Genomic DNA, 22387 nt, shown 5'->3' with positions numbered 1-22387 from the left:
GGCCTATTGCGCCGCGATCTCGCCCTCGCTGGCCTGGCGCTGCCAGAGCCCGGCATAGCGCCCGCCCCGCGCCAGCAGTGCGGCATGGGTTCCCTGCTCGACGATACGGCCATCCTCGAGCACCACGATGTTGTCGGCCTCTGCCACCGTCGACAGCCGGTGCGCGATGGTAATCACGCTGCGCCCCTGCCCGGCGCGGCGCAGCGCGTCCTGAATGTCGCGCTCGGTCTCGGTGTCCAGCGCGCTGGTCGCCTCGTCCAACAGCAGGATTGGCGGGTCTTTCAGCAACGCCCGCGCGATCCCCACCCGCTGTTTTTCGCCACCCGACAGCTTCAGCCCCCGTTCGCCCACCTGGGTGTCATAGCCCAGCGGAAGGCCGGCGATAAAATCGTGGATCTGGGCGGCGCGCGCCGCATCCTCGATCTCGTCCTGGGTGGCGCCATCACGGCCATATCCGATGTTATAGCGGATGGTGTCGTTGAACAGCACCGTGTCCTGCGGCACCACGCCGATGGCGGCGTGCAGGCTTTCTTGTGGCACATCGCGCAGATCCTGCCCGTCGATACGCACCGCCCCGCCGCTGACGTCGTAGAACCGGAACAGCAGCCGCCCGATGGTGGATTTGCCCGACCCGGACGGCCCCACCACCGCCACCGTCTGCCCCGCCGGCACGGTCAGGCTGACGCCCCGCAGGATCGGGCGTTCTGGGTCATAGCCGAAATACACATCGTCGAATTCGACCGTGCCGCCCGTGACCCTGAGCCGCTTCGCGCCGAGCTTGTCACTTACATCAGGGGGCTGTTGCAGCAGGTCGAACATCTCGCCCATGTCGACAAGGCTTTGACGGATCTCGCGATAGACCGTCCCGAGAAAGTTCAGCGGCATGGTGATCTGGATCATGTAGGCGTTGACCATGACGAAATCGCCGGTGGTCAGCTTTCCCGCCTGCACCCCCATCGCCGCCATCACCATGACCCCCACCAGCCCGCCGGTGATCAGGAACGTCTGGCCGAAATTCAGCAGCGACAGCGAATAGGCGGTCTTGATCGCCGCAGACTCGTAACCCGCCATCGCCCGGTCATAGCGCGCGGCCTCGCGCGCCTCGGCGCCGAAATACTTGACGGTTTCAAAGTTCAGCAGGCTGTCGATCGCCTTTTGGTTGGCGTCGGTGTCCTGGTCGTTCATCTCCTTGCGCAGCTTCACCCGCCATTCGGTGACGCGAAAGGTAAAAAGAACGTAGGCCGCGATCACCCCGGCCACCACAGCCAGATACCAGATATCGAAAAGCGTCCACAGGATCACCGCGACAAGCAGCAGTTCCAGGATCAGCGGACCGATCGAGAACAGCAGAAAGCGCAGCAGGAATTCCACGCCCTTGACGCCACGCTCGATGATGCGGCTCAGACCGCCGGTCTTGCGGGTGATGTGGTATCGCAGCGACAAGGCATGCATGTGCTGAAAGGTCCTGAGCGCCAGCTTGCGCAGCGCCCGCTGCGCCACCCGCGCGAACAGCGCATCGCGCAACTGCTGAAAGCCGGTGCTCATCAGCCGGGCCATGCCATAGGCCACCGTCAGACCGACGGCGCCCAGCGCCAGCATCCACGCCTCGCCCGCGCCCGTCGCGGCGCCGGTTTCGCCCGACAGGGCATCGACCGCAGCCTTGTAAAAGAACGGCGTGCCTACCGCCACCAGCTTGGCCGCGACCAGCGCCAGCAGCGCCAGCACCACGCGGCGCTTCACCCACCCCTCGCCCTCGGGCCAGAGATAGGGCGCGACCTGCCGGATCGTGCGCCAGCCGCTACGCGGTGCGTCGGTGGTGGTCAGTTGGCTGCGGCGCATGGGATTTTCTTACCAGACATGTCGGCATCAGATAGGTCAGCACATCGCCGCCCGCCAGTGCCAATCGGCCATTGCCGCCTATTCCGGCAGCGTAAAGACCTGCCCAGGATAGATCAGATCGGGGTCGCGGATACGGTCGCGGTTGGCCTCGTAAATGCGGACGTACAAAACGCCCTCGCCGTAACGGTCGCGCGAAATCGCCCACAACGTATTGCCCGGCTGCACGGTGATCGCCTCTACCCGGCGGTCGGTGCCATGGTCGGCGAGAACGGTGCGATCCTCGCGCCGGAACGGCGTTTCGACGCGCGAGACGACCTTGCCGCCCTCGTCCACCTGATCGACGCGCAGGGTATAGACGCCGGTGTCGACCTGCGGCAGCCCCGTGCGCCAGCGGCCATCGGGTGAAATCCGCGCCGTGGTGACGGGCGAATTGTCGATGTAGACCCGCACGAAACCATCACCCGGCGCGCGCCCGCTGAGCGCGATCTCGCCCGCCTCGTCATAGCTGATGGCGTCAAGCGCGACCACCGACATGACCTCGGGTGGGGCGTCTGCAGAAACGGCCGGCTGGATCACCCGCACGCCGCTCTCGTCCGACAGCAGCACCGCCTGGGCACCGGCGGGTTCGGTGCCGATCTCGGCGCGGACCACGGCCTCAGAGCGCTGATCGTTTTCGGTCGTGGTGCCTGTGGTCTCGGTTCCGGCTGCGCTTTGCGCACCCTCGCCCGGCGCCGGCAATTCGGGGGGCTCGCGCCCCGGCTCGGCCCCGGCGGCATCAGCATCGCCGTCCAGCGCGGCAACCGCGTGCGGCGGGGTCGGCGCGATGATGATCTCGTCGTCCGACGCAACCTCGGCCCCGCTGGCCGGCTCGCGCATCAAGAGCGACAGAATACGCGGCTCGGCGCTGGCGGGCAGGTCAAGGAATGCCACGAATTCGCCCCGGTCATCGGGCTGCAGGGTGGCAAGGGCGGCATCATCGACCAGAACCGAAACCTCCCACCCCGGCTGGGCGCGCCCGGCCACCAGCATGCGCCCGTCGGGGTCGAGCCGGAACGTGCTGATCGCCGGCGGCCCCGGCAGGGCGGGTTCGGATGGCGTATCTGTGGCCTGATCAGTGCCTTGTCCGGTGTCGGTTGCCGTGTCGGGCGCCGTGTCGGGCGCGCCTTCCGGCTGGGCGTCCATCGCCACAGTTTCGGGGGCAGACGTTTCAGGTGCAACCACGTCCGGCGCATCCGGTCTGAACACCCCGGCAAAATACAACCCGCCACCGACAACAGCCAGCGCCGCCGCTGCAATCAAGGCACCCTGCCCACCCCCCAGTCCAGCCAGCTTGGTCATCAATCCCCTTCTCGTCCGCACCATTGCCCAAGCGCGGTTGCGGGACATTAGCAACATGCGTATCAAGGGTCAAAACAACCCTTTCACAAGCGCGGAGCCCCCCATGACACTACGGTCGGTCTGTGTCTTTTGCGGCGCACATGCGGGGCGCAACCCGGCCTACGAGGCAGAGGCCAAAGCGCTGGGTCAGGGGCTGGCTGACGAGGGCTGGCGCCTGGTCTTCGGTGCCGGCGATGTCGGGCTGATGGGCGCCGTGGCGCGCGCGGCCCGTGCGGCGGGCGGCGACACGCTGGCCGTGATCCCCGCGCATCTGGTCCGGCGCGAGGCCGGCCGATCAGACACCGCAGCCCATATCGTGACCGAGACCATGCACGAGCGCAAGAAGGTCATGTTCATGAATTCCGACGCCATCGTGGTGCTGCCGGGCGGCGCAGGGTCGCTGGACGAGTTCTTTGAGGTGCTGACCTGGCGCCAGTTGGGGCTGCATGCCAAGCCGGTTGTCCTGCTTGACACAGACGGCTATTGGCGCCCGCTGATCGCGCTGCTTGATCATGTCATCGCCGAAGGGTTCGCCGATGCCAGCCTGCGCGATTACATCACCGTATGCACCACGGTGTCAGAACTGCGCGCCAACCTGCGCGCGGCCCTGTCCTGACGCCATAGCGAAAACGTATAGATCGCCAGCGCCAGCCAGATCAGCACGAACGCCGTCGCGTGCCAGCCGGTGAACACCTCGCGAAAGATCAGCGTTGCGACCAGGAACTGAAGTGTCGGGTTGAAGTATTGCAACAGCCCCAGCGTGGCCAGCCGCAGCCGCCGCGCGGCATAGCTGAACAGCACCAGCGGGATCGCCGTCAACGGCCCCGATATCGCCAGCAGCACGCTGTCGCCCAAATCATGGCCGAAATACCCGCCGCCGGCTGCATGCATCTGCCACAAAATCACCAGCGCGATGGGTGACAGCAGCAGAACCTCGGCGGTGACCGACACCACCGGCCCCACCGAAAGCGATTTCTTGACCACCCCGTAAAGCCCGAACGAAACCGCCAGGACAAGTGCGATCCAGGGCGCCGCGCCCAGGCCCAGGGTCAGCAGCGCCAGCGCCAGCGCCGCCAGCACCACGGCAAACCCCTGCGCCCGGCCCAACCGTTCACCAAAGAACACTATCCCCAGCAGAACCGACGCCAGCGGAACGGTGAAAAAGCCCAGCGACGCCTCGGTCGCGCGTCCCCACTGGATAGCGCTGATGAACATGAACCAGTTGGTCGAGATCACCACGGCCGCCGCGCCGATGACCAGCGCCCCGCGCGGGGTGCCCAGGGCCTGCGGCACCAGCCGCAGCCGGCCCTGCACCATCAGAATGCCGGCGAATAAGACCAGCGACCACAGCGTGCGGTGGGCCAGCACCTCCAGCGGCGGGACGTGATCGAGCATCTTGTAATAGATCGCCGACAGCCCCCAGACGGAGCAGGCCCCGAACACCGCCGCCACGCCCTTGGCGCCATCCGTCATTTCCGGCCTCCTGCCCCTGCCCCTGCCGCATCCTTGCACAGTGCTGCCCAAGGATGCGGGCAAAGGCAAGCCGGTTCTGCCCCGTCAGGCGGTGGGGTCGAGCGCCTCCTTGAGCATTTGCTCGACCTTGTCCAGCGGATGGTTGGTCAGGTCCTTGGGCAATTCGGCGACGACGCGCGATGTCACTTCCTTGTGCAGCTTCTGGCGCAGCTCGCCCAGCACCCGCGCCGGCGCCACCAGCACGATACGCCCGAATTTCCCATTGTGGGCATAGCGATACAGGATCTCGGACAACTCGTCGGCGAACCGTTCCTTGGCCAGGGCGTGCCAGTCCGGCGCCTCCATTGACGAACGCTGGCCCGCGCCGGTATCCGGCCTGCGCCCGGGCTTGTCGGACATCTGGCCGGCATTGGCGGGATTGTCCTGCTCTTCAATCCGCACCACGGTCAGGCCGGGGGTTATCTCGTCCAGGTCGTTGCGCAGGAAAAGCGCCTTTTCACCGTCTGCGATCAGCACCCAGGTTCCGTTGGTCAGCGTCGGCATGTTCGACAGTCTCCTTGCTTTGGATTTCCTCCCGTCATTCTGGCAAGCCCCGTGGGCACGCCGCAATGACCCCGATCAAGACAAGGCGGATTCATGCCGCCGTGGGGGGGCGAAAAACCCCGCCACACGGCGGATATGTTGCCGGCCGCGCGGCGCCTCGCATGCGATGTGTCTCAGGGCGATGGCCGTTTTGCGTCCATATTGGCTGATGCTGCATTCCGGACCAACGGCGGCTCTTGTTGTTCCGGCCATCCGCTGTGGTAAGATTTTCCAATGAACGTTCTCTACGACACCATCGGCTTGAACTACGCCGCGCTACGTCAGCCCGACCAACGTATTGCACTACCTATTCACGCTGCGCTCGGTGACAGTCGCACTGTGCTGAACGTAGGTGCCGGTGCCGGGTCTTACGAGCCGCAAGACCGCGCCGTCACGGCGGTTGAGCCCTCTGCCAAGATGATCGCGCAGCGAGCGCCGTCCGGCACGAGGTCGGTGCAAGGCGTCGCCGAGAACCTTCCCTTTGAGGACAAGACCTTCGACGCGGTGATGGCGGTGCTGACTGTTCATCACTGGACCAACAGAGCGAAAGGCATGGCGGAAATGCGCCGTGTCTCACGCGGTCCCATCGTAGTATTGACCTACGACCCTTCTTTTCGCGATCTTTGGCTGTTCGACTACTTCCCGGAACTCGCCGCGCTTGATCAAGGGCAGATGCCGCCGCTGGACGCCTATGCTGAATGGCTTGGCCCTGTGGATGTGTCTCCGGTCCTTATTCCCCACGACTGTGCAGACGGGTTCCTTGCGGCCTACTGGCGACGCCCGGCCGCCTATCTCGATCCCCGCGTTCGTGCCGCGATTTCTTCCTTCTGGAAGATCAGCGGCGTCACGCCGGGCTTGAATCAATTGCGGCATGACCTTGAGTGTGGCGCCTGGAGCGAGCGCTACGGTGACGTGCTCAAACTCGGAGACCGCGATTGCGGATATAGATTAGTCGTGACGCGATAGTGCTACTGCCATTGTTTACCGCTGGGTGAAGCACCAGAGCAGAACCGGACAGTCGAGATACCGCAGAGAATGACCGAAATGCGGTCGGTTCGACTCAGAAAAAACCTAATCCCCGCCAAAAGGGATCATGCACTTGCTCGGGGCCTGAACCTCAATCTCAAATTGAGAGGTCTGGCTACTGTAAAGAACCATTTGAAAGTGACCCCAACCGGTATCGCCTGTCACATCGTTGCTGATCAAATTGGCAGCCAAACGAATTTCAGACATTTTTCACTCCGGGTTACAGGGAAAATGCGTGAGACAGGTACGTATGCACGCTCAGGGGCTCGTTTCTGGAAGAAAACACGACGCCCAGAGAAAGATAACGACTGTAGTAGTGCCGGACATTGCGATGATACCAACCGCGCCCCCAGAATACGCCATCCTCTTCTACAGAACGCCCGCTTGTGATGCCAACGCCAGGAACCCATTCATGGCCCCATTGTTTAATGATATTGCGGCTAAATGGTTGTAGAACTTCTATTCTGAAATCCTGGCTTTCCAGCCAAGCCTTCATCCCGTCGACGGGCCGGATGCTTGCGGCCACGCGGAACACGCAAACTTCTACAGTATCCAAATCCGGCATACTCTTCCAGGCAAACTTCCCAAGATCAGGAATTTCGGCGGTCCGTTCGGACGGAAGCAGACAATCGCGAACGGTTGGGAAGCGACTGATCGCTCTCAGATGTCTGCTCTGATCACCACCTAGTTTTTTACGTCGCAGCTCCTTCGGCGTCCGGCCAACATACAAGAAGGGGTCGCTTTCTTCGGTGGACAACCGTTCAAATGAAATCTGGCAGTTCGCTCCAGTGGTGCATTCTCTGGTTTCCGAGGCCACTTCTTCAGCATGACAGTCGGTTGCGACGATCGCGGATATCAATAGCGCCCAGGCCATTGAAAACAGGATTTTCATGTTTCCTCACTTGTCCTTTCTGCGCGCAACCGATCTTCGCCGAAACCGACTGGATCGCCACCCACCGGCTCTCCAACTTCCCGGCATTGTCCACAACCATGCGAACCCCACGCTCATGATGCTTCATCCTACTTGCGAATTGAAGCCACCGGCAAACCCGGCGCGTTTCAGCCCCGCCACATCACCGCCCCCAACCCCCTCAACCCAAACGAAAAAGGCCCCGCCATGCGGCAGGGCCCCCTTGGATTTTACCTGGCGCGCCGTGGTCAGAGACCTGCGGCGACGGCCTCCCAGTTCACGAGGTTGTCGAGGAAGTTTTGCAGGTAGGCCGGGCGCTTGTTGCGGAAGTCGATGTAATAGGAATGCTCCCACACATCGCAGCCCAGCAGCGCGGTCTGACCAAAGCAGAGCGGGTTGACCCCATTTTCCGTCTTGGTGACCTTCAGCCCGCCGTCAGAGTCCTTGACCAGCCAGCACCAGCCAGATCCGAACTGCCCGGCGCCGGCGGCGGCGAATTCTTCCTTGAACTTGTCGACCGAGCCAAAGCTGTCGGTCAGCGCCTTTTCCAATGCGCCCGGCATGCCGGTGCCGCCCGGCGCCATCCAACCCCAGAACTGGCTGTGGTTCCAGTGCTGGCTGGCGTTGTTGAAGATGCCCGACTGCGCCACGGCGCCGGCTTGGTAGGTGCCCTTGACGATCTCTTCGACCGATTTGCCGTCCCATTCGGTGCCGGAAATCAGCTTGTTGCCGTTGTCGACATAGGCCTTGTGGTGGATGTCGTGGTGATATTCCAGCGTCTCGCGGCTCATGCCGCCATTGGCCAGCGCGTCATGCGCGTAAGGAAGGTCGGGAAGTTCGAATGCCATGTTGGCCCCCTGTTCGTTCGCGTTTCAAAACCGATATGCCCTACATGGTAACCGACGAGGGGGGAAATCAAGAGTAAATCGCTCGCCTTTTCCGCCCCGCTGGGGTTTTGCGCGGCCCCGTCAGCCGAAGATGCCGACCTCGCCGCCGGGCAGGCCCGCATCCTGCAAGAGGCCATGAACATACTCGGCGACCGAACGGAAACAGACCACCCGAACGGTGCCCTCATCCACCATCCAGAACGCCGCCGCGACCTGCCCCATGCGCGTGCGCCGGATCTGGCCGGGCGCGAATGCGTCAGGGGTCATGTCCACCGGGCAGAGCTTGGCAATCACCTCGCGCACCGCGCCGGGCTGGCCGGTGACATCGAACACGGCCCGCGCGTCAGACACGTCGACGGCCAGGTAATGCGCACCCTTCAGCGCGGCGTCGATGGCGGCCAGCGCCGCGTCCACATTGCCGGGATCGGTCATCACCAGCAACTCGTCGGGCGACATCCACGCCACCGACGAACCATCGGCATGCGCGACCTCTCGCCGCCCCGGCATGGCCACCCCGGCAGCGGCCTTGACAGCCTTGGCAAGCGCCGGCGCGCCCAGGTCGCCGCGCAGGGTGATCATGCCGCAAGGCCCGGCTTCGCGGACGGTGACGGGCAGTGCGCTTTGTGCCTCAGACATTCTGCTTCTCCCCGTCCTTGTCATAGAACACCGGATCGACGATCCGGGCCTGCATCACGGTGCCGTCCACGTGCGCGAACTCCAGCACTTCGCCCATCCGGCCGGGGCCGTTCAGCACCAGCCCCATGGCGATGCCACGCCCCAGCGTGGGCGAATGATAGGTCGAGGTCACGCGCCCCTGCACGTTGCGCTGGCCATTGGCGTTCACGCCCTCGGCGGTGGCATAGGCTCCATCGGGCAGCACCCCGCCATCAAGCGTTTCCAGCCCGACCAGCTTCCACCGGTTGGGGTCGGTCATGTGGCTGCGCTGCTGCGCGCGCTTGCCGATATAGTCTTCTTTCTTTTTCGAGATCGCCCAGTCCAGCCCCAGATCCTGCGGGATCACGGTGCCGTCTGTCTCGTCCCCGATCATGATAAAGCCCTTTTCGGCCCGCATGACGTGCATCGCCTCGGTGCCGTAGAGCATGACCCCAAAATCACTGCCGGCCTCCAGCAGCGCGTCCCACAGCGCCCGTCCCTGCCCCGCCGGCACCGCCAGTTCGAACGACAGCTCGCCGGTGAACGAGATGCGATAGGCCCGCGCCCGGATACCGGCGACGGTGATGTCCTTGCAACCCATAAAGCTCAGCCCATCGGCGCTGATGTCATCATCGGTCAGCTTTTCCAGCACCTTGCGGGCATTAGGGCCGGCCACGGCCACCTGCGCGAACTGCTCGGTGACATTGGCGACATAGACCTTCCAGTCCCACCACTCTGTCTGCAGCCATTCTTCCATGTGGCCATGGATGTTCTCGGCCCCGCCGGTGGTGGTGTGACAAAGGAAGGTATCCTCGTCCAGCCGCACCACGACGCCGTCATCCATCAGGAACCCGTTCTCGTTGCACATCAGCCCGTAACGGCAGCGGCCCGGTTTCAGCGTCGACATCATGTTGGTGTAAAGCATGTCGAGGAACCGCCCCGCATCCGGCCCCTTGACGATGATCTTGCCCAGTGTCGAGGCGTCGAGCAGGCCGACGCTGTCTCGCACCTGCCGGATTTCGCGGTTCACCGCCTCTTCGCGGCTCTCCTGCCCGCGGCGATAGGTATAGGGGCGGCGCCATTGGCCCACCGGTTCGAAATCGGCGTCGTTGGCCTCGTGCCACGCATGCATCGGCGTCTTGCGCACCGGCTGAAACAGCGGCCCGCGCGCCTGCCCGGCGATCGAGGCCATCGAAATCGGCGTGTAGGGCGGGCGGAAGGTGGTCGTGCCGGTCTGCGGGATGGGCTGGCCCAGCGCGTCGGACAGGATCGCCAGACCGTTGATGTTGCTCAGCTTGCCCTGGTCTGTCGCCATGCCCAGCGTGGTATAGCGTTTGGCGTGTTCGACGCTGGCATAGCCCTCGCGCGCAGCAAGCTGGATGTCGCTGACCTTGACGTCGTTCTGGAAATCCAGCCAGGACTTCATCCGCAACTGCACCTTGGCGCCCTGCGGCATCAGCCAGACCGCCGCAATCGGCGCCTCGTCGGCGCTGGCGGCCTTGGGGGCTGCCGATCTGGCCTTGGGTTTGTGGCCCGTGGCCGCCGCCGCGGCCTGCCCGGCGGCATGTGCATCGGCCAGGCCCGAGGCCAGGTTGAGCGCGCCATTGGCGGCCCCGGCGGCGATGACGAACGGCTTTCCGTCGGCCCCGGTCGGAGACTTGTCCACATCCGGGCGGAAATGTGCCAGTGCCTCGTCCCAGACCAGCTTGCCGCCGCAATGGGACCACAGGTGCACCACCGGCGACCAGCCGCCGGACATCGCCACCGCGTCGCACTTGATCTCTTCCAGCACCGCGCCTTCGCCGGCCTGCGAACAGACGCACACGGCCTCGACCCGGCGGCCGCCCTTGACCTTAGCCACGCCCTTACCGGTCTCCACGCGAATTCCCAGCGCGCGCGCCTCATCCGCCAGCGCGCCGCCGCCCAATGCCCGCGCATCCAGGATCGCCGGCACCTCCAGCCCGAGGTTTTTCAGGGTTATCGCGGTGCGGTAGGCATCGTCGTTGTTGGTCACGACAACAGTCCTGTCGCCCAGGGAAACCCCGAAATTCACGGCATAATCCCGCACGGCCGAGGCCAGCATCACCCCCGGCACATCGTTGCCGGCAAAGCTGAGAGGGCGCTCGATGGCCCCTGTCGCGGTCACTATCTGGCCGGCGCGGATACGCCACAACCGGTGGCGCGGCCCCGGTACGCCGGGGGTGTGATCACGCACCTGCTCGTACCCCAGAACATAGCCGTGATCATAGACGCCCACGCCCATCAGCCTGTTGCGAAGGGTGACATTTTCCATTGCAGCCAGCGCAGATAGAGAATCATCCACGAACTTATCCACAGGCTCGCCGCCCACGTCGCCACCATCAACGGGCGCGCGTCCGCCCCAGTGCGGGGTCTGTTCCATCACCAGCACCCTGGCCCCGGCCTCGCCCGCAGCGCGCGCGGCGGTCAGCCCGGCGATACCGCCACCGATCACCACCACGTCGAAGAACGCGTAGAAATGTTCATAGCGGTCCTGATCGCGGTCCTTGGGCGCCCGGCCCAGCCCCGCCGACTGGCGGATGAAGGGCTCGTAGATGTGTTTCCAGAATGGCCGCGGGCTGATGAATGTCTTGTAATAGAACCCCGCCGGCAGGAACCGGGCCAGCTTGTTGTTCACCGCGCCGATGTCGAATTCCAGGCTTGGCCAGTGGTTCTGGCTTTCGGCCTCCAGCCCGTCGAATAGCTCGGTCGTGGTGGCGCGCTGGTTGGGCTCGAACCGCGCGCCCTTGCCCATGTTGAACAGCGCGTTCGGCTCCTCGGCGCCCGAGGCGACCACCCCGCGCGGGCGGTGATATTTGAACGACCGGCCGATCATCATCTGGTCGTTGGCCAGCAATGCCGAGGCCAGCGTATCGCCCTCGACCCCGTGCAGATGCTTGCCGTTGAAGGTGAAACCGATCTGGCGGTCGCGGTTCAAAAGCCGCCCGCCACGGGAAAGGCGCGTGCTCATGATAACTCCCTCCAGCTCCAGCCAGGCCGTTTGGCGGTGATCCGGTCACGGATATCCTGCGGCGGTTCGGTGGTCTGTGCCGGGTAGGTTCCGAAAACCTCCAGCGTCATGGTACAGCGCGCGGCGTGAAACCACTTGCCGCAGCCATGGGCGTGGCGCCAGCGTTCGAAATGCACACCCTTGGGGTTTTCCTTGCGGAAAAGATAGGCGTTGAAATCGTCCTCGGACGAACCGGGGCCGAACCGCTTGAGATGCGCCTCGCCACCGGGGGCGAACTCTGTCTCTTCGCCTTTGACGCCGCAATAGGGACATTCGAGGATCAGCATGCGCGTCTCCATCTGGTGGGGGTTGCATTTCGGGGGGTGGCCCGGTGGCCGGGCAGGCAAAGGGCGGGCGCCGCGCGGCGCCCGCCCTTTCTTGCCGTTGTCAGTGTCTCAGTCGCCGGACATGGCCGGCGCGGGGATGCGCACAGTTCCGTCATCACCACCGGTCGGCAGGGGCGACAGAACGAAGGTGCTGGCAAGGACCAGCCCGCCGAGAACGGCGAGAACGACAAGCAGCCAGACCAGCCGCCCGCCGCCAGTTTCATTGCCGTTGCGGGTAAAGTCCGGCATGTCGCGCGATTTGCGCCATTCGTGGGCCATCTGAATTCCTCCTGTGTGGCTGTCACACAGGATGCGGGCGCGGGGACGGGCTGGAAAGGCTCGGCGGATTTCCCCAAGGCAAACCGGCCAAACCCCGCGAAACGGCCGGGGTCGCGTAGGCCGATATCCGCCTTCAGCGGGGTCCTGCCGCGCCCCGAAAGGATCATCCGGTCGGGTGCCATCAGTGCGCCACCCCGGCGGCCACGGATTCGTCGATGAAGCGGCCTTCGCGGAACCGGTCGAGCGAGAAGGCATCGCACAGCGGCGACTGCCCCCGCGCCATCAGCTCGGCAAATCCCCAGCCGGAGCCGGGGATCGCCTTGAACCCGCCGGTGCCCCAGCCGCAGTTGATGAAGCAGTTGCCAAGCGGCGTCTTTGACAGGATGGGCGAGCGGTCGCCGGTCATGTCGACGATGCCGCCCCATTGCCGCAGCATCTTGAGCCGCTGGATCATCGGGAAGGTCTCGCACAACGCGCGCACGGTTTCCTCGATATGGTGAAAACTGCCGCGCTGGGTAAAGTTGTTGAACCCGTCCGCACCGCCGCCGATCACCATTTCGCCCTTGTCCGACTGGCTCATGTAGCCGTGCACCGTGTTGGCCATGACGACGCAGTCCATGCAGGGCTTGATCGGCTCGCTGACCAGCGCCTGCAAGGCCACGCTTTCGATCGGCAGGCGAAAGCCCGCCATGTCGGCCAGGTGGCCGGAATGCCCCGCCACCACGATACCCAGCTTGTCACAGTCGATGTCGCCGCGGTTGGTGGCCACGCCGGTGACATTGCCGTTTTCCGACCGGATGCCCGTGACCTCGCATTTCTGGATGACGTGCATGCCCATCGCAGAGCAAGCACGAGCATAGCCCCAGGCCACCGCGTCGTGCCGGGCAGTGCCGCCGCGCGCCTGCGACAGCCCGCCGAGGACCGGATAGCGCGGACCGTCCAGGTTGATGATCGGCACGATCTCCTTGACCCGCGCAGGCGATATGAACTCGGTCGTCACGCCTTGCAGGGCGTTGGCCTGCGCGGTGCGCTTGTAGCCGCGCACCTCGTGTTCGGTCTGGGCCAGCATGATCACGCCGCGGGGGCTGAACATGACGTTGAAGTTCAGGTCCTGGCTCATGCTCTCATAGAGAGAGCGGGCCTTTTCATAGATCGCGGCGGACGGATCCTGCAGGTAATTCGAGCGGATGATGGTGGTGTTGCGCCCGGTGTTGCCACCGCCCAGCCAACCCTTTTCCAGGATCGCCACATTGGTGATGCCGTGGTTCTTGCCCAGGTAATAGGCCGTGGCCAGGCCGTGCCCGCCGGCACCGATGATGATGATGTCGTATTTGCGGCGCGGCTCTGGGCTGGCCCAGGCGCGTTCCCAGCCAAGGTGATACCGCAGGGCTTCGCGGGCGACGGCAAAGGCGGAATAGCGTTTCATGGACATCCCCAAGGCTCATGGATTCGCGGGTCTGGCAGTGCTGCCCAGTGTAATGCGCCATCCCGACCGCGCATAAGATGCCCTGCGCGGCAAAAAACATGAAAATTGCGACACGCGTGATCATGCCGCCCGCGACACCTGACAGCCTGCCGGATTGTGACCACTTGCCCCTTTCTATCGGGGCGGCGCGCCGCTACATGAGGCAAAGCCAACGGAGACGCCATGCTGTTCTGGATTACCGTCATCGTCCTTGCGCTGGTCTGCGGCGCCGTTCTGGCACGCGCGGCCATGGCGCGCCGCACCGGCGACGCCGCGCCCGCCGCCTATGACCTGCAGGTCTACCGCGACCAGCTGCGCGAAGTCGATCGCGACCGCGCCCGCGGCATCGTCGATGCCGAAGAGGCCGAGCGCCTGCGCACCGAAATATCGCGCCGCATCCTGGCCGCCGACGCCAAGCTGCGCGCCGCCGGCGAAACCGGCGGTCAGCCGCGCGCCGCCGGCTGGGCCGTGGCGGGGCTGGCCGTGGCGGGGCTGACGCTTGGCGCCGGGCTGCTTTACAACCGCATCGGCGCGCCCGGCTATCGCGATCTGCCGATCTCGCAAAGGCTGGCGGCCTCTGACGCCGCGCGTACCGACCGGCTGAGCCAGGCCGACGCAGAGACGAGCGCGACCGCCGCCCCTGCCCCGCCCCCCGAGGCCGGCGAGGAATACCTCGCCCTGGTCGACCGCCTGCGCGAGGCAGTGGCGAAACACCCCGACGACCTGCGCGGTCTGCGCCTGCTGGTGCGCAACGAGGCCGCGCTGGGCAACTACACCGCCGCACACACCGCCCAGGCCCATGTGATCGAAATCGAGGGCGACAACGCGCAAGCCTGGGAATACGGCCTGCTGGCCGACCTGATGGTGTCGGCCGCCCGCGGCTATGTCTCGCAAGAGGCCGAGGCCGCGATCCGGTCCGCGCTGGAACGCGACCCGAGCGAGCCGCGCGCGCGCTATTACCTGGGGCTTTACCTGATGCAGGTCGACCGCCCCGACGCCGCATTCCGCACCTGGGAAAAACTGCTGAGCGACAGCCGCCCCGACGCGCCCTGGGTGCCGCTGATCCGCAGCCAGATAGAAGAGGTCGCCTGGCGCGCCGGCGTCGAATACCAGCTGCCGCCGCTTGATGACGCGGCCCCCGGCCCCGACGCCACAGCGCTGGAGGCCGCCGGCGACATGACCGATGCCGAACGCACCGAAATGATCCGCGGCATGGTCGAGGGGCTTGCCACGCGCCTCAACGACGGGGGCGGCAGCGCAGCCGAATGGGCCCGCCTCATTGCCGCCTACGGCGTTCTGGGTCAGCCCGAACAGGCGCAGGCCGCCTGGGACGCGGCGCAATCCGCCTTTGCCGGGCAAGAGGACGACCTGGAGATCCTCGCGCAGGCCGCGCGCCGCGCCGGGCTGATCGAATGATCCACGACGACATCGCCGCCTTTGCCGCCGCGCTGGCGCCGATGCGTCCGCTGATCGGGCTCGACCCGGGGGAAAAGACGGTGGGCGTCGCGGTCTCGGACGCGCTGCTGTCCTCGGCCGGGGCGGTCGAAACCATCCGCCGCACCCGCTTTGCCGCCGACGCCGCCCGGATCCTGGCCATCGCCGAGGATCGCGCCGCGGCAGGCATCATCCTGGGCCTGCCGCGCAACATGGACGGGTCAGAGGGGCCGCGCTGCCAGTCAGTACGCGCATTCGCCCGCAACCTCGCCAAGCTGACCGAGCTGCCGATCGGGTTCTGGGACGAACGATTGTCGACGGTCGCGGCCGAAAGGGCACTGTTGGAGGCCGATTTGACCCGGAAGCGTCGCAAAGAGGTTATCGACGCGGTCGCGGCGGCGTATATTCTGCAAGGAGCCCTCGACCGGTTGCAACATCTGAGGACAGAGCCGTGAACGACACGCCCGTCTGGACCCGCCCGGAAACCGACAGCCCCTGCATTCGCGTCTGCGTGGTGCATCCCGAAGCGCGCATCTGCACCGGCTGCTACCGCACCACCGATGAAATCTCGCGCTGGTCAAGGATGACACGCGAGGAACGTCAACAGGTCATGGCTGAACTTCCGGGCCGCGCCTCGCTGTTGAAAAAACGCCGGGGCGGGCGCGCGGCGAGGCTGGCGAGGGGCTGACCGGGCACACCCCTCTGCCTGCTTCTTTTTGGTTACAAATACCCGGCAACGGCGGCGCGGCCGGGAAAGTTGCCCAGCCCCGCGCCAACACCCCCTCTACCATCCCAGCGCCTTGCGCAGCATGTTGCCCGCCACCAACAGCAGGAACACCGCAAAGACGCGCCGCAGTGGCCGCGGGTTCATCGCATGCGCCAGCCGCACCCCCAGCGGCGCGGTCAGCAGCGTCATGGTGATGATCACCGCAAATGCCGGCAGGTTGACCGCCCCCAGCGTCAGCGGCGGGCGGTGTTCGGGCGCAATGGTCAGAAACAGAAACCCGATCACCGATGGCACCGCGATGGTCACGCCAAAGCCCGCAGCGGTGGCCACCGCCCGGTGAATGGGTAGGCCGTAAAGGCTCATCAGCGGGACGCCGAAACTGCCGCCGCCGATACCCATCAGCACCGACAGGAACCCCACCACCGGCGACATCAGCGCCCGCGTCAGGCCGCCGGGCATCTCTTCGCCCAGCCGCCATTCCGCCCGCCCCAGCGCCAGGTAAAGCCCGATGACGATGCCCACGCCGCCGAACACCCCCTGCAACACGCCCGAGCGCAGCGACGACGCCACCAGCACGCCCAACACAGCGCCCACCGCGATGCCCGGCGCCCATGTCCTGAGGATCGACCAGTCCACCGCCCCCTTGGCGTGATGGCTGATGACCGAACGCACCGAGGTGACGATGATCGTCGCCAGCGACGTCGCCAGGCAGATCTGCATCAGTTGCGGGCCGTCATAGCCCAACGTCTTAAAGGCATAGAAAAAGGCCGGCACCAGAACGATGCCGCCGCCCACCCCCAACAGCCCGGCCAGCACGCCGGCAAAGCCGCCGATGGCCATCAGCAGGATCAACATTTGCCAAAGAAGGGAGGTGTCGGGCATGGGCATTTCCTCTGGTCGCCGGGGCAGGCTTACACCGGCATGATGCGCGAGGAAAGCACCTCAGCCCACCTGCACGCCGGCCACTTGCGTCAGCGCCGCCTCGACCAGTTCGGGCCCCGCGCCGGGGCGCGTCGCTCCCTCCGACAAGACCCGCCGCCAGCCCCGCGCGCCCGAACGCCCGGCAAAGAGCCCCAGCATGTGCCGCGCCACCTGGTGCAGCCGCCCGCCCGCCGCCAGATGCGCCTCGATATAGGGCAGCATCGCGCGCACCACGTCCTCTGCCCGCCGGTCGGGCACGTCATCGCCATAGATCACCCGATCGGCCGGACCCAGGATGGCAGCCGGGTTGTAATAGGCCGCCCGCCCCACCATTACCCCGTCAAGCCCGGCTGCAAGCTGCGCGCGTGCATCCTCCAGCGTGGCGATGCCGCCATTGACCGAGATGTGCAGATCGCCAAACCGCGCCTTCACCTTGTGCACGATGTCGTAATCGAGCGGCGGAACATCGCGGTTTTCCTTGGGGCTCAGCCCCTGCAGCCACGCCTTGCGGGCATGGATGATCACGCGGGTCACGCCAGCCTGCCGGAAGCGGTCCAGGAAATCGGGCAGCACGGTTTCGGGGTCCTGGTCATCGACCCCGATACGACACTTGACCGTCACCTCGCGCGGCTGCGCCGCGATCATCGCCGCACAGCAGTCGGCCACCAGCGCCGGCTCTTTCATCAGCACCGCGCCAAAGGTGCCCGACTGCACCCGGTCCGAGGGGCAGCCGACATTGAGGTTGATCTCGTCATACCCCGCCTCGGCCCCCAGCCGGGCCGCCTGCGCCAGCTCATCCGGGTCCGACCCGCCAAGTTGCAGCGCAACAGGGTGCTCGGCGGGGGAATGTTCCAACAGATACAGCGCGCCCCCCCGCACCAGCGCCGGGGCGGTCACCATCTCGGTATAAAGCAGCACGTTGCGCGAGAACTGGCGATGCAGGAACCGGCAATGCCGATCGGTCCAATCCATCATCGGGGCGATAGATAGCCGTGAAGCTCTTGAAATATCTGTTTTTGCTACATTTTCTTCCATATTGGAGTCATACCATTCTTGCTCATTTTGACCCATTTACGCCTTTTTTTGCATCCTGTATGACTCAGAGTCATACGAAGCAACCCGGAGTCATACGAGAATGGCCACCTTTCGCGAACGAACATTGAAGAGCGGCAAGACCAGCGTGACGGCTCAGATTGTACGCCGAAATCCCCCATATCAGGAAGCGCGTACCTTTGACAAACGCAAGACCGCCGAAGCATGGGCCAAGAAGCGAGAGAAAGAAATAGACGACGACATTGCCGCCGGACGGAAGGTGCAGAGGCGGGGCGCAAAGAAGGTGACTTTGGGCGACGCCATAGACAGGTATATCGCCGAGTCCATGTCTGAAATCGGGAAGACCAAGGCGCAGGTACTGCGCACCATCCGAACGGAATATGACATCGCGGATATGCCCTGTGACAAAATTGAGTCCCCCGACATTGTTACCTTTGTCCGGGAACTGCACAAACGCCCAGACCTGTCTTCCCCGGCAACCGCACTGAACTACCTTTCGCACCTTTCCGCCGTCTTCGCGGACGCCCGCCCCCTGTGGGGGTATCCGCTGGACGAACAGGCCATGAAGGACGCCCAGCGCGTCTGCACACGGCATGGCCTCACCAGCAAGAGCAATAAGCGGACCCGCCGCCCGACCTTAGATGAAATGAATCGCCTCATGGAACATTTTTACGCCGCGTCAGCGGCGGACCCGCGCGTCACGCCAATGCATGTATTGTGCGCCTTCGCGATATTCAGCGCGCGCCGTCAGGCTGAGATTTGCAGGATCACTTGGGAAGATTACGAACCGGAGCACCAGCGGGTTCTGGTCCGGGACATGAAGAACCCCGGCCAGAAGAAGGGAAATGACATTTGGTGCGAACTGCCGGACCCTTGCTGCGCAATTATCGACGCTATGCCACGCGTAGAAGAGCGCATCTTTCCCTTTCACAGTGATAGCGTCAGCACCCGCTTCACGCGGGCTTGTCAATTCTTGGGAATTGAAGACCTTCACTTCCACGACCTGCGCCACGAAGGAACATCGCGCCTGTTTGAACTAGGGTACACGGTGCCACTCGCGGCGTCAGTTACAGGCCACAAGTCGTGGACCAGCATGAAGCGTTACACGCAAATCAAGAAGCGGGGCGACAAGTACGAAAACTGGCGGTGGATCAAAGAAGTTACCTAGCCGCCCCCGCCCGCTAAACGCGGGCATTCATCAGTGCCGCAAACACACTGCCCCGCCCCCGCCGATTTGGCGGGGCTTTGTCCTTCCTATGGCCCCCGCGTCAGCGGGACGGCTCTGCCGTCCATTTGCATTCCGTGACCCGTTTTTGCGCCGATTCGTGACAGTTTTAGGAATTCGTTATATAGAAATGTCAACCCCTAATTTGCGGGCAACAAAATCTCCCAGAAAATGAGGAAGAGCATTGTATATAAAGATCGAAGATTACTGCGCCGCAACCGGCGTAAGCACCGCCACGGCGGGTCGGCGTCTCGCGGACGTCCCGTTTCGCATCCCGACGCGCGGACGGGGACGGAAGCACTTCCCGCTTGCTGGGGCCGTAATGACCTTGAAGGGCAAGGAAGTGGATGCAGGGGCCGCTGAGGCTCTGGCACAGGCCGCGAAGGACCTTCACGGGCGCGACCTCTACGTTGAAGCTGAAGCGCTACCCATGGCGCTGGAATTTGCTGAATGGCTTCCGACTGAGGCCATGCGCAACCGCCTTCGGACCGCCCAGAATTCTTTCGTCGTGGCAGTGGCGAACAGCCGCCTGTGCAGCCCGACCATCGTTCGGAACCTGACCCCGTTGCGCCAGCTTTTCGCGCTCTGCCCGCCGGTTCTGGCGTGGGTTCTGCGTGGTGGGGAAGCCCCGGACGTTGACGGTATCGCCCCCGCTTTCGCGGTCGCTTCGAACGAAGGCACCCTTGACCAGTATCACACCACTATGAAGGAAGCGGCATGACCGACTACACCAATTTTTTGAACATTGTGGAAGGCTCTGAGGCCGTCCGCGACCGCTGGGCCGCTCTGGTAGAGCGCACCGTCACCGAAGCTGCGCAGCACGGCGTTACGCTTGAAGCAGATGACGTGCTGAACCTTCGTTCGGCCCGCATCGCCGCGCTTGGCGCGCCTCTGGATGAAGACGAATACGCGGCGGAGCTTCTGAACCTGCCCGCGCTGTCCACCGCCGCCCGCAAGAAGGCGATTTCCGAGGGCGATGAAGAGGCACGGGCAGCGGCTGTCGCGGATGTGAACCGGGGCAAGGATGATGTTCACCATTCGAACTGCGTATCTCATGCCGCGCGCCGTTTGTCCGAAGCTCGCGAGCTTGGAATCGCGACGCCGCCGCCGGAAGAGGATGAGCGTTCCCGCAATGAGCGACTCGAAGCTCTGAAGGACATTTCCGACCCCTCCGAAAGGCTCTCACTGGCGCGCCGTTGGGGACTGATCGAATGACCAATGTTGATGATGTAATCGAAGAGATTCAGACCCACCACAGTGGGGCATTTTGGGGCGTCTTTCACGCCGTTGAAAATGGGTACAAGTACCTTCCAAGTGGTCATGTTCTGACCCCAGCGGCGTATCTTGCAGTAGTGCGCCATTTCACCGGCGAAGAACCCGCGCCGGGGGCGACCTTGTCCGACCGTCGGCGCAATGACTTGCGCGCGAAGGCCGTGGCCAAGGGAGGAGGGAATGTCTGACGATCCCATGAACGATTCCGGAACCGTGCTCGAAGAACCTCGATTCGGATACGCCGAGCCGTTCGATACCAGCGGCGATTTTAAGCATCTGCCCAAGGCAGAACGCGCCGCCGCAAAGAAGCGGTCATTTGAGCGCAAGCAGCACTGGGCACGTGCCCATGCAGCGCGCGAATATTGGACGCCCGAGATGCACGAAGAGGAACGCCAGCGGCTGGAACTGGAAGTGCAGGCGATGCTGGAAGCCCGCGAAGGGGAACAGCGCGATGCGGCGTAGCTTTATCCAGCGAAACACCCCCGCGACCTTCGACGCGGCCAAGTACCTTGTTGCCCGTGAAAGGATGCATCGCCGCAACGCCCTCTGGGCGTCAGCCCGCCACCGCCTTGGCGAAGAGGCGTTCTTTAAGAACCTTGGGGCCGTAGAGCGCAGCGTGAGCCAACAGCTTGAACGCGAGGGGCTGGGCTAAGCCCCTCCAAAGAACAGACGGCGGCACCCCGCACATAGCGGGGGGTTCTCGTGGAAGAATTGCCGCCGTCTGCCCTAATCATCACCACTGCAATGGAGATACACATGCAGACTTTCCAGAATGGGCGCTTGCCCACCTTTGATGACGACCTTGTGCAGGAACTGGCGGACAAGATCACCACGCTTGCCCGCCGGGGCGGTGGTCGCGGGATGCGCCTCAGCTTCGAATGGCTGTCCGATGCACTCGGACCCCGACTCGCCCGTGCGGTCCTGCGCCGCGCCGGATTCCGGCGGATGCCTGAGCAGTGGGCCATTGGAAAGGGGGACACTCGCCCCGACGCCTATACTTTTCCCGAGGTGTTCGCGGAAGAGATGACGGATATTCTGTTCGATCATGCCTAAACAGTCCGTTTCCAAATCAGAGACAGCCGATTCTTCAGGATGTGACATTTCCCATTCGCCTAATTTTTAGGCAATGGGTGTCACAAGCGCTGACCCTAAGCCGAATTGACGCAAGTGAAGGTGACGCACCGGACGCCCTGTCATGGGATGTGACATTTTCCAGAGAATGCCATTTTTCCGAGCGTTCAGATGTGATTTTTTCTAACAAAATCATAAATTTGACTCCCGCATCCACCCCACTTAAATGGACGTCACTACCACCAAAAACGGAAGGATTGAGAATGGAAAACGAAGAACGCGAAGGCCGGTTGCTCCGGCTGACCGATGAAATGGCAAATTTGGCGCTGCATCCGCTGACGCTGACCACCGCCGAACGGCTGCGCCACCTCGCCGGGAAGGTTACCGACCTCAGCTATGAATATTGGGCTGGCTTTGCGAGCGCCCAAAATGCCGTGTGGCAATTGACTGGCTGTCCGTTGCCGCGCGAGGTCTTCGATGAATTTCAGTACGTCGCAGACTCCGAGGACCAGATTCATCATATGTGTGCCGCAGCTATTGCCACGGTAGATAGCGAACTGGAAATGCTGATCGAAAACAAGATCGACGCATATATCGAAGACTGCGCGGCCTATGCCGAAGAACGTGACGCGCACCTCGACAAGCTGGCCGATCTGGCAGCGAAGGCAGAGGACAGGCCTGTCTTCCGGGGGCGACGAAAGCGCGTACCGGTGAGCTACTCCCCATCGGTTGGACAGGATCTGGCGTAATTCAAGCTACTCTTTGCATCTGCTGATCGGGGTTGGTTGTTTCATTTCTCTGCCAATAGACCACGGCGGGTGGTCTGCCGCCAAGGGCC

The 22387-nt window shown here is 64.0% G+C and carries 26 protein-coding genes; 13 read left to right on the top strand and 13 right to left on the bottom strand.

Annotation, left to right across the window (positions count from 1 at the left end; translation table 11 throughout):
- Positions 1-3: 3 nt before the first annotated feature.
- Complete coding sequence (locus tag DL899_RS14490) at positions 4-1839, bottom strand: ABCB family ABC transporter ATP-binding protein/permease (protein ID WP_111735081.1); 1836 nt, start codon at positions 1837-1839, stop codon at positions 4-6.
- 78 nt (positions 1840-1917) lie between these two features.
- Positions 1918-3177 carry a LysM peptidoglycan-binding domain-containing protein gene (locus tag DL899_RS14485; protein ID WP_111735080.1) on the bottom strand — a complete coding sequence of 420 codons (1260 nt, stop codon included), beginning with the start codon at positions 3175-3177 and terminating at the stop codon, positions 1918-1920.
- Positions 3178-3280: 103 nt separating this feature from the next.
- On the opposite strand from DL899_RS14485, the gene DL899_RS14480 reads away from it, so the two are divergent.
- Complete coding sequence (locus DL899_RS14480; protein ID WP_111735124.1) at positions 3281-3832, top strand: LOG family protein; 552 nt, start codon at positions 3281-3283, stop codon at positions 3830-3832.
- Here DL899_RS14480 and rarD read toward each other — a convergent pair.
- Together rarD and DL899_RS14470 are read right to left on the bottom strand one after the other, a co-directional pair.
- Positions 3769-4689: an EamA family transporter RarD gene (gene rarD / locus DL899_RS14475; protein WP_111735079.1), complete on the bottom strand. Its 921-nt coding sequence runs from the start codon at positions 4687-4689 to the stop codon at positions 3769-3771. The two genes, DL899_RS14480 and rarD, sit on opposite strands and share 64 nt — an antisense overlap.
- Before the next feature lie 84 nt (positions 4690-4773).
- Complete coding sequence (locus DL899_RS14470) at positions 4774-5232, bottom strand: host attachment family protein (RefSeq protein WP_111735078.1); 459 nt, start codon at positions 5230-5232, stop codon at positions 4774-4776.
- Between the two features lie 273 nt (positions 5233-5505).
- Here DL899_RS14470 and DL899_RS14465 point away from each other — a divergent pair, with 273 nt between their 5' ends.
- Entirely contained in the window at positions 5506-6237 is a 732-nt protein-coding gene (locus DL899_RS14465) for a class I SAM-dependent methyltransferase (protein ID WP_111735077.1), read from the top strand.
- Between the two features lie 280 nt (positions 6238-6517).
- On the opposite strand, the gene DL899_RS19440 is transcribed toward DL899_RS14465, so the two are convergent.
- From DL899_RS19440 to DL899_RS14435, 7 genes are all read right to left on the bottom strand, one after another.
- Positions 6518-7189, bottom strand: coding sequence for a hypothetical protein (locus DL899_RS19440; protein ID WP_162685592.1), 672 nt, complete (start codon positions 7187-7189; stop codon positions 6518-6520).
- 266 nt (positions 7190-7455) lie between these two features.
- On the bottom strand, positions 7456-8055 hold the full coding sequence (locus DL899_RS14460; protein ID WP_111735076.1) for a superoxide dismutase: 600 nt from the start codon (positions 8053-8055) through the stop codon (positions 7456-7458).
- 120 nt (positions 8056-8175) lie between these two features.
- On the bottom strand, positions 8176-8730 hold the full coding sequence (locus tag DL899_RS14455) for a sarcosine oxidase subunit gamma (protein ID WP_111735075.1): 555 nt from the start codon (positions 8728-8730) through the stop codon (positions 8176-8178).
- The gene (locus DL899_RS14450) at positions 8723-11737 is read right to left on the bottom strand and encodes a sarcosine oxidase subunit alpha family protein (protein WP_111735074.1); all 3015 of its coding nucleotides are present in this window, start codon (positions 11735-11737) and stop codon (positions 8723-8725) included. The genes DL899_RS14455 and DL899_RS14450 overlap by 8 nt, the downstream gene beginning before the upstream one ends.
- Positions 11734-12063, bottom strand: coding sequence for a sarcosine oxidase subunit delta (locus tag DL899_RS14445; RefSeq protein ID WP_111735123.1), 330 nt, complete (start codon positions 12061-12063; stop codon positions 11734-11736). Before DL899_RS14445 ends, DL899_RS14450 begins: the two co-directional genes overlap by 4 nt.
- A 108-nt stretch (positions 12064-12171) precedes the next feature.
- Positions 12172-12381 (bottom strand): hypothetical protein, encoded by a 210-nt coding sequence (locus DL899_RS14440; RefSeq protein WP_111735073.1) that lies wholly within the window; start codon positions 12379-12381, stop codon positions 12172-12174.
- Between the two features lie 181 nt (positions 12382-12562).
- Positions 12563-13807 (bottom strand): sarcosine oxidase subunit beta family protein, encoded by a 1245-nt coding sequence (locus DL899_RS14435; protein WP_111735072.1) that lies wholly within the window; start codon positions 13805-13807, stop codon positions 12563-12565.
- A gap of 222 nt (positions 13808-14029) precedes the next feature.
- Between DL899_RS14435 and ccmI the strand changes: the two genes are divergently transcribed.
- Genes ccmI through DL899_RS14420 form a run of 3 tightly spaced genes read left to right on the top strand, consistent with a single transcriptional unit; the run spans position 14030 to position 15968 of the window.
- Positions 14030-15262 (top strand): c-type cytochrome biogenesis protein CcmI, encoded by a 1233-nt coding sequence (ccmI, locus tag DL899_RS14430; RefSeq protein WP_111735071.1) that lies wholly within the window; start codon positions 14030-14032, stop codon positions 15260-15262.
- The gene (gene ruvX / locus DL899_RS14425) at positions 15259-15735 is read left to right on the top strand and encodes a Holliday junction resolvase RuvX (protein WP_111735070.1); all 477 of its coding nucleotides are present in this window, start codon (positions 15259-15261) and stop codon (positions 15733-15735) included. Before ccmI ends, ruvX begins: the two co-directional genes overlap by 4 nt.
- Positions 15732-15968, top strand: a complete 237-nt coding sequence (locus DL899_RS14420) for a DUF1289 domain-containing protein (RefSeq protein ID WP_111735069.1) — start codon at positions 15732-15734, stop codon at positions 15966-15968. Before ruvX ends, DL899_RS14420 begins: the two co-directional genes overlap by 4 nt.
- Before the next feature lie 96 nt (positions 15969-16064).
- On the opposite strand, the gene DL899_RS14415 is transcribed toward DL899_RS14420, so the two are convergent.
- Positions 16065-16889: a sulfite exporter TauE/SafE family protein gene (locus tag DL899_RS14415; RefSeq protein WP_111735122.1), complete on the bottom strand. Its 825-nt coding sequence runs from the start codon at positions 16887-16889 to the stop codon at positions 16065-16067.
- Positions 16890-16949: 60 nt separating this feature from the next.
- Complete coding sequence (dusA, locus tag DL899_RS14410; protein ID WP_111735068.1) at positions 16950-17963, bottom strand: tRNA dihydrouridine(20/20a) synthase DusA; 1014 nt, start codon at positions 17961-17963, stop codon at positions 16950-16952.
- Positions 17964-18063: 100 nt separating this feature from the next.
- Here dusA and DL899_RS14405 point away from each other — a divergent pair, with 100 nt between their 5' ends.
- The 8 genes from DL899_RS14405 (at position 18064) to DL899_RS14375 (ending at position 22298) form a co-directional block, all read left to right on the top strand.
- Entirely contained in the window at positions 18064-19149 is a 1086-nt protein-coding gene (locus tag DL899_RS14405) for a site-specific integrase (RefSeq protein ID WP_111735067.1), read from the top strand.
- Between the two features lie 379 nt (positions 19150-19528).
- On the top strand, positions 19529-19927 hold the full coding sequence (locus DL899_RS14400) for a hypothetical protein (RefSeq protein WP_162685591.1): 399 nt from the start codon (positions 19529-19531) through the stop codon (positions 19925-19927).
- Positions 19924-20421, top strand: a complete 498-nt coding sequence (locus tag DL899_RS14395; RefSeq protein ID WP_111735065.1) for a hypothetical protein — start codon at positions 19924-19926, stop codon at positions 20419-20421. The genes DL899_RS14400 and DL899_RS14395 overlap by 4 nt, the downstream gene beginning before the upstream one ends.
- On the top strand, positions 20418-20666 hold the full coding sequence (locus DL899_RS19435; RefSeq protein WP_162685590.1) for a hypothetical protein: 249 nt from the start codon (positions 20418-20420) through the stop codon (positions 20664-20666). Before DL899_RS14395 ends, DL899_RS19435 begins: the two co-directional genes overlap by 4 nt.
- Positions 20659-20940, top strand: coding sequence for a hypothetical protein (locus DL899_RS14390; RefSeq protein ID WP_111735064.1), 282 nt, complete (start codon positions 20659-20661; stop codon positions 20938-20940). The genes DL899_RS19435 and DL899_RS14390 overlap by 8 nt, the downstream gene beginning before the upstream one ends.
- Complete coding sequence (locus DL899_RS14385) at positions 20930-21130, top strand: hypothetical protein (RefSeq protein WP_111735063.1); 201 nt, start codon at positions 20930-20932, stop codon at positions 21128-21130. Before DL899_RS14390 ends, DL899_RS14385 begins: the two co-directional genes overlap by 11 nt.
- A gap of 50 nt (positions 21131-21180) precedes the next feature.
- Positions 21181-21531, top strand: coding sequence for a hypothetical protein (locus DL899_RS14380; protein ID WP_162685589.1), 351 nt, complete (start codon positions 21181-21183; stop codon positions 21529-21531).
- A 281-nt stretch (positions 21532-21812) separates the two neighbouring features.
- Complete coding sequence (locus DL899_RS14375) at positions 21813-22298, top strand: hypothetical protein (RefSeq protein ID WP_111735061.1); 486 nt, start codon at positions 21813-21815, stop codon at positions 22296-22298.
- Positions 22299-22387: the final 89 nt, after the last annotated feature.

The sequence above is a fragment of the Roseovarius amoyensis genome (assembly GCF_003260265.1).
Lineage (GTDB): Bacteria > Pseudomonadota > Alphaproteobacteria > Rhodobacterales > Rhodobacteraceae > Roseovarius > Roseovarius amoyensis.
This window is presented reverse-complemented; position numbering and strand designations above follow the sequence as displayed.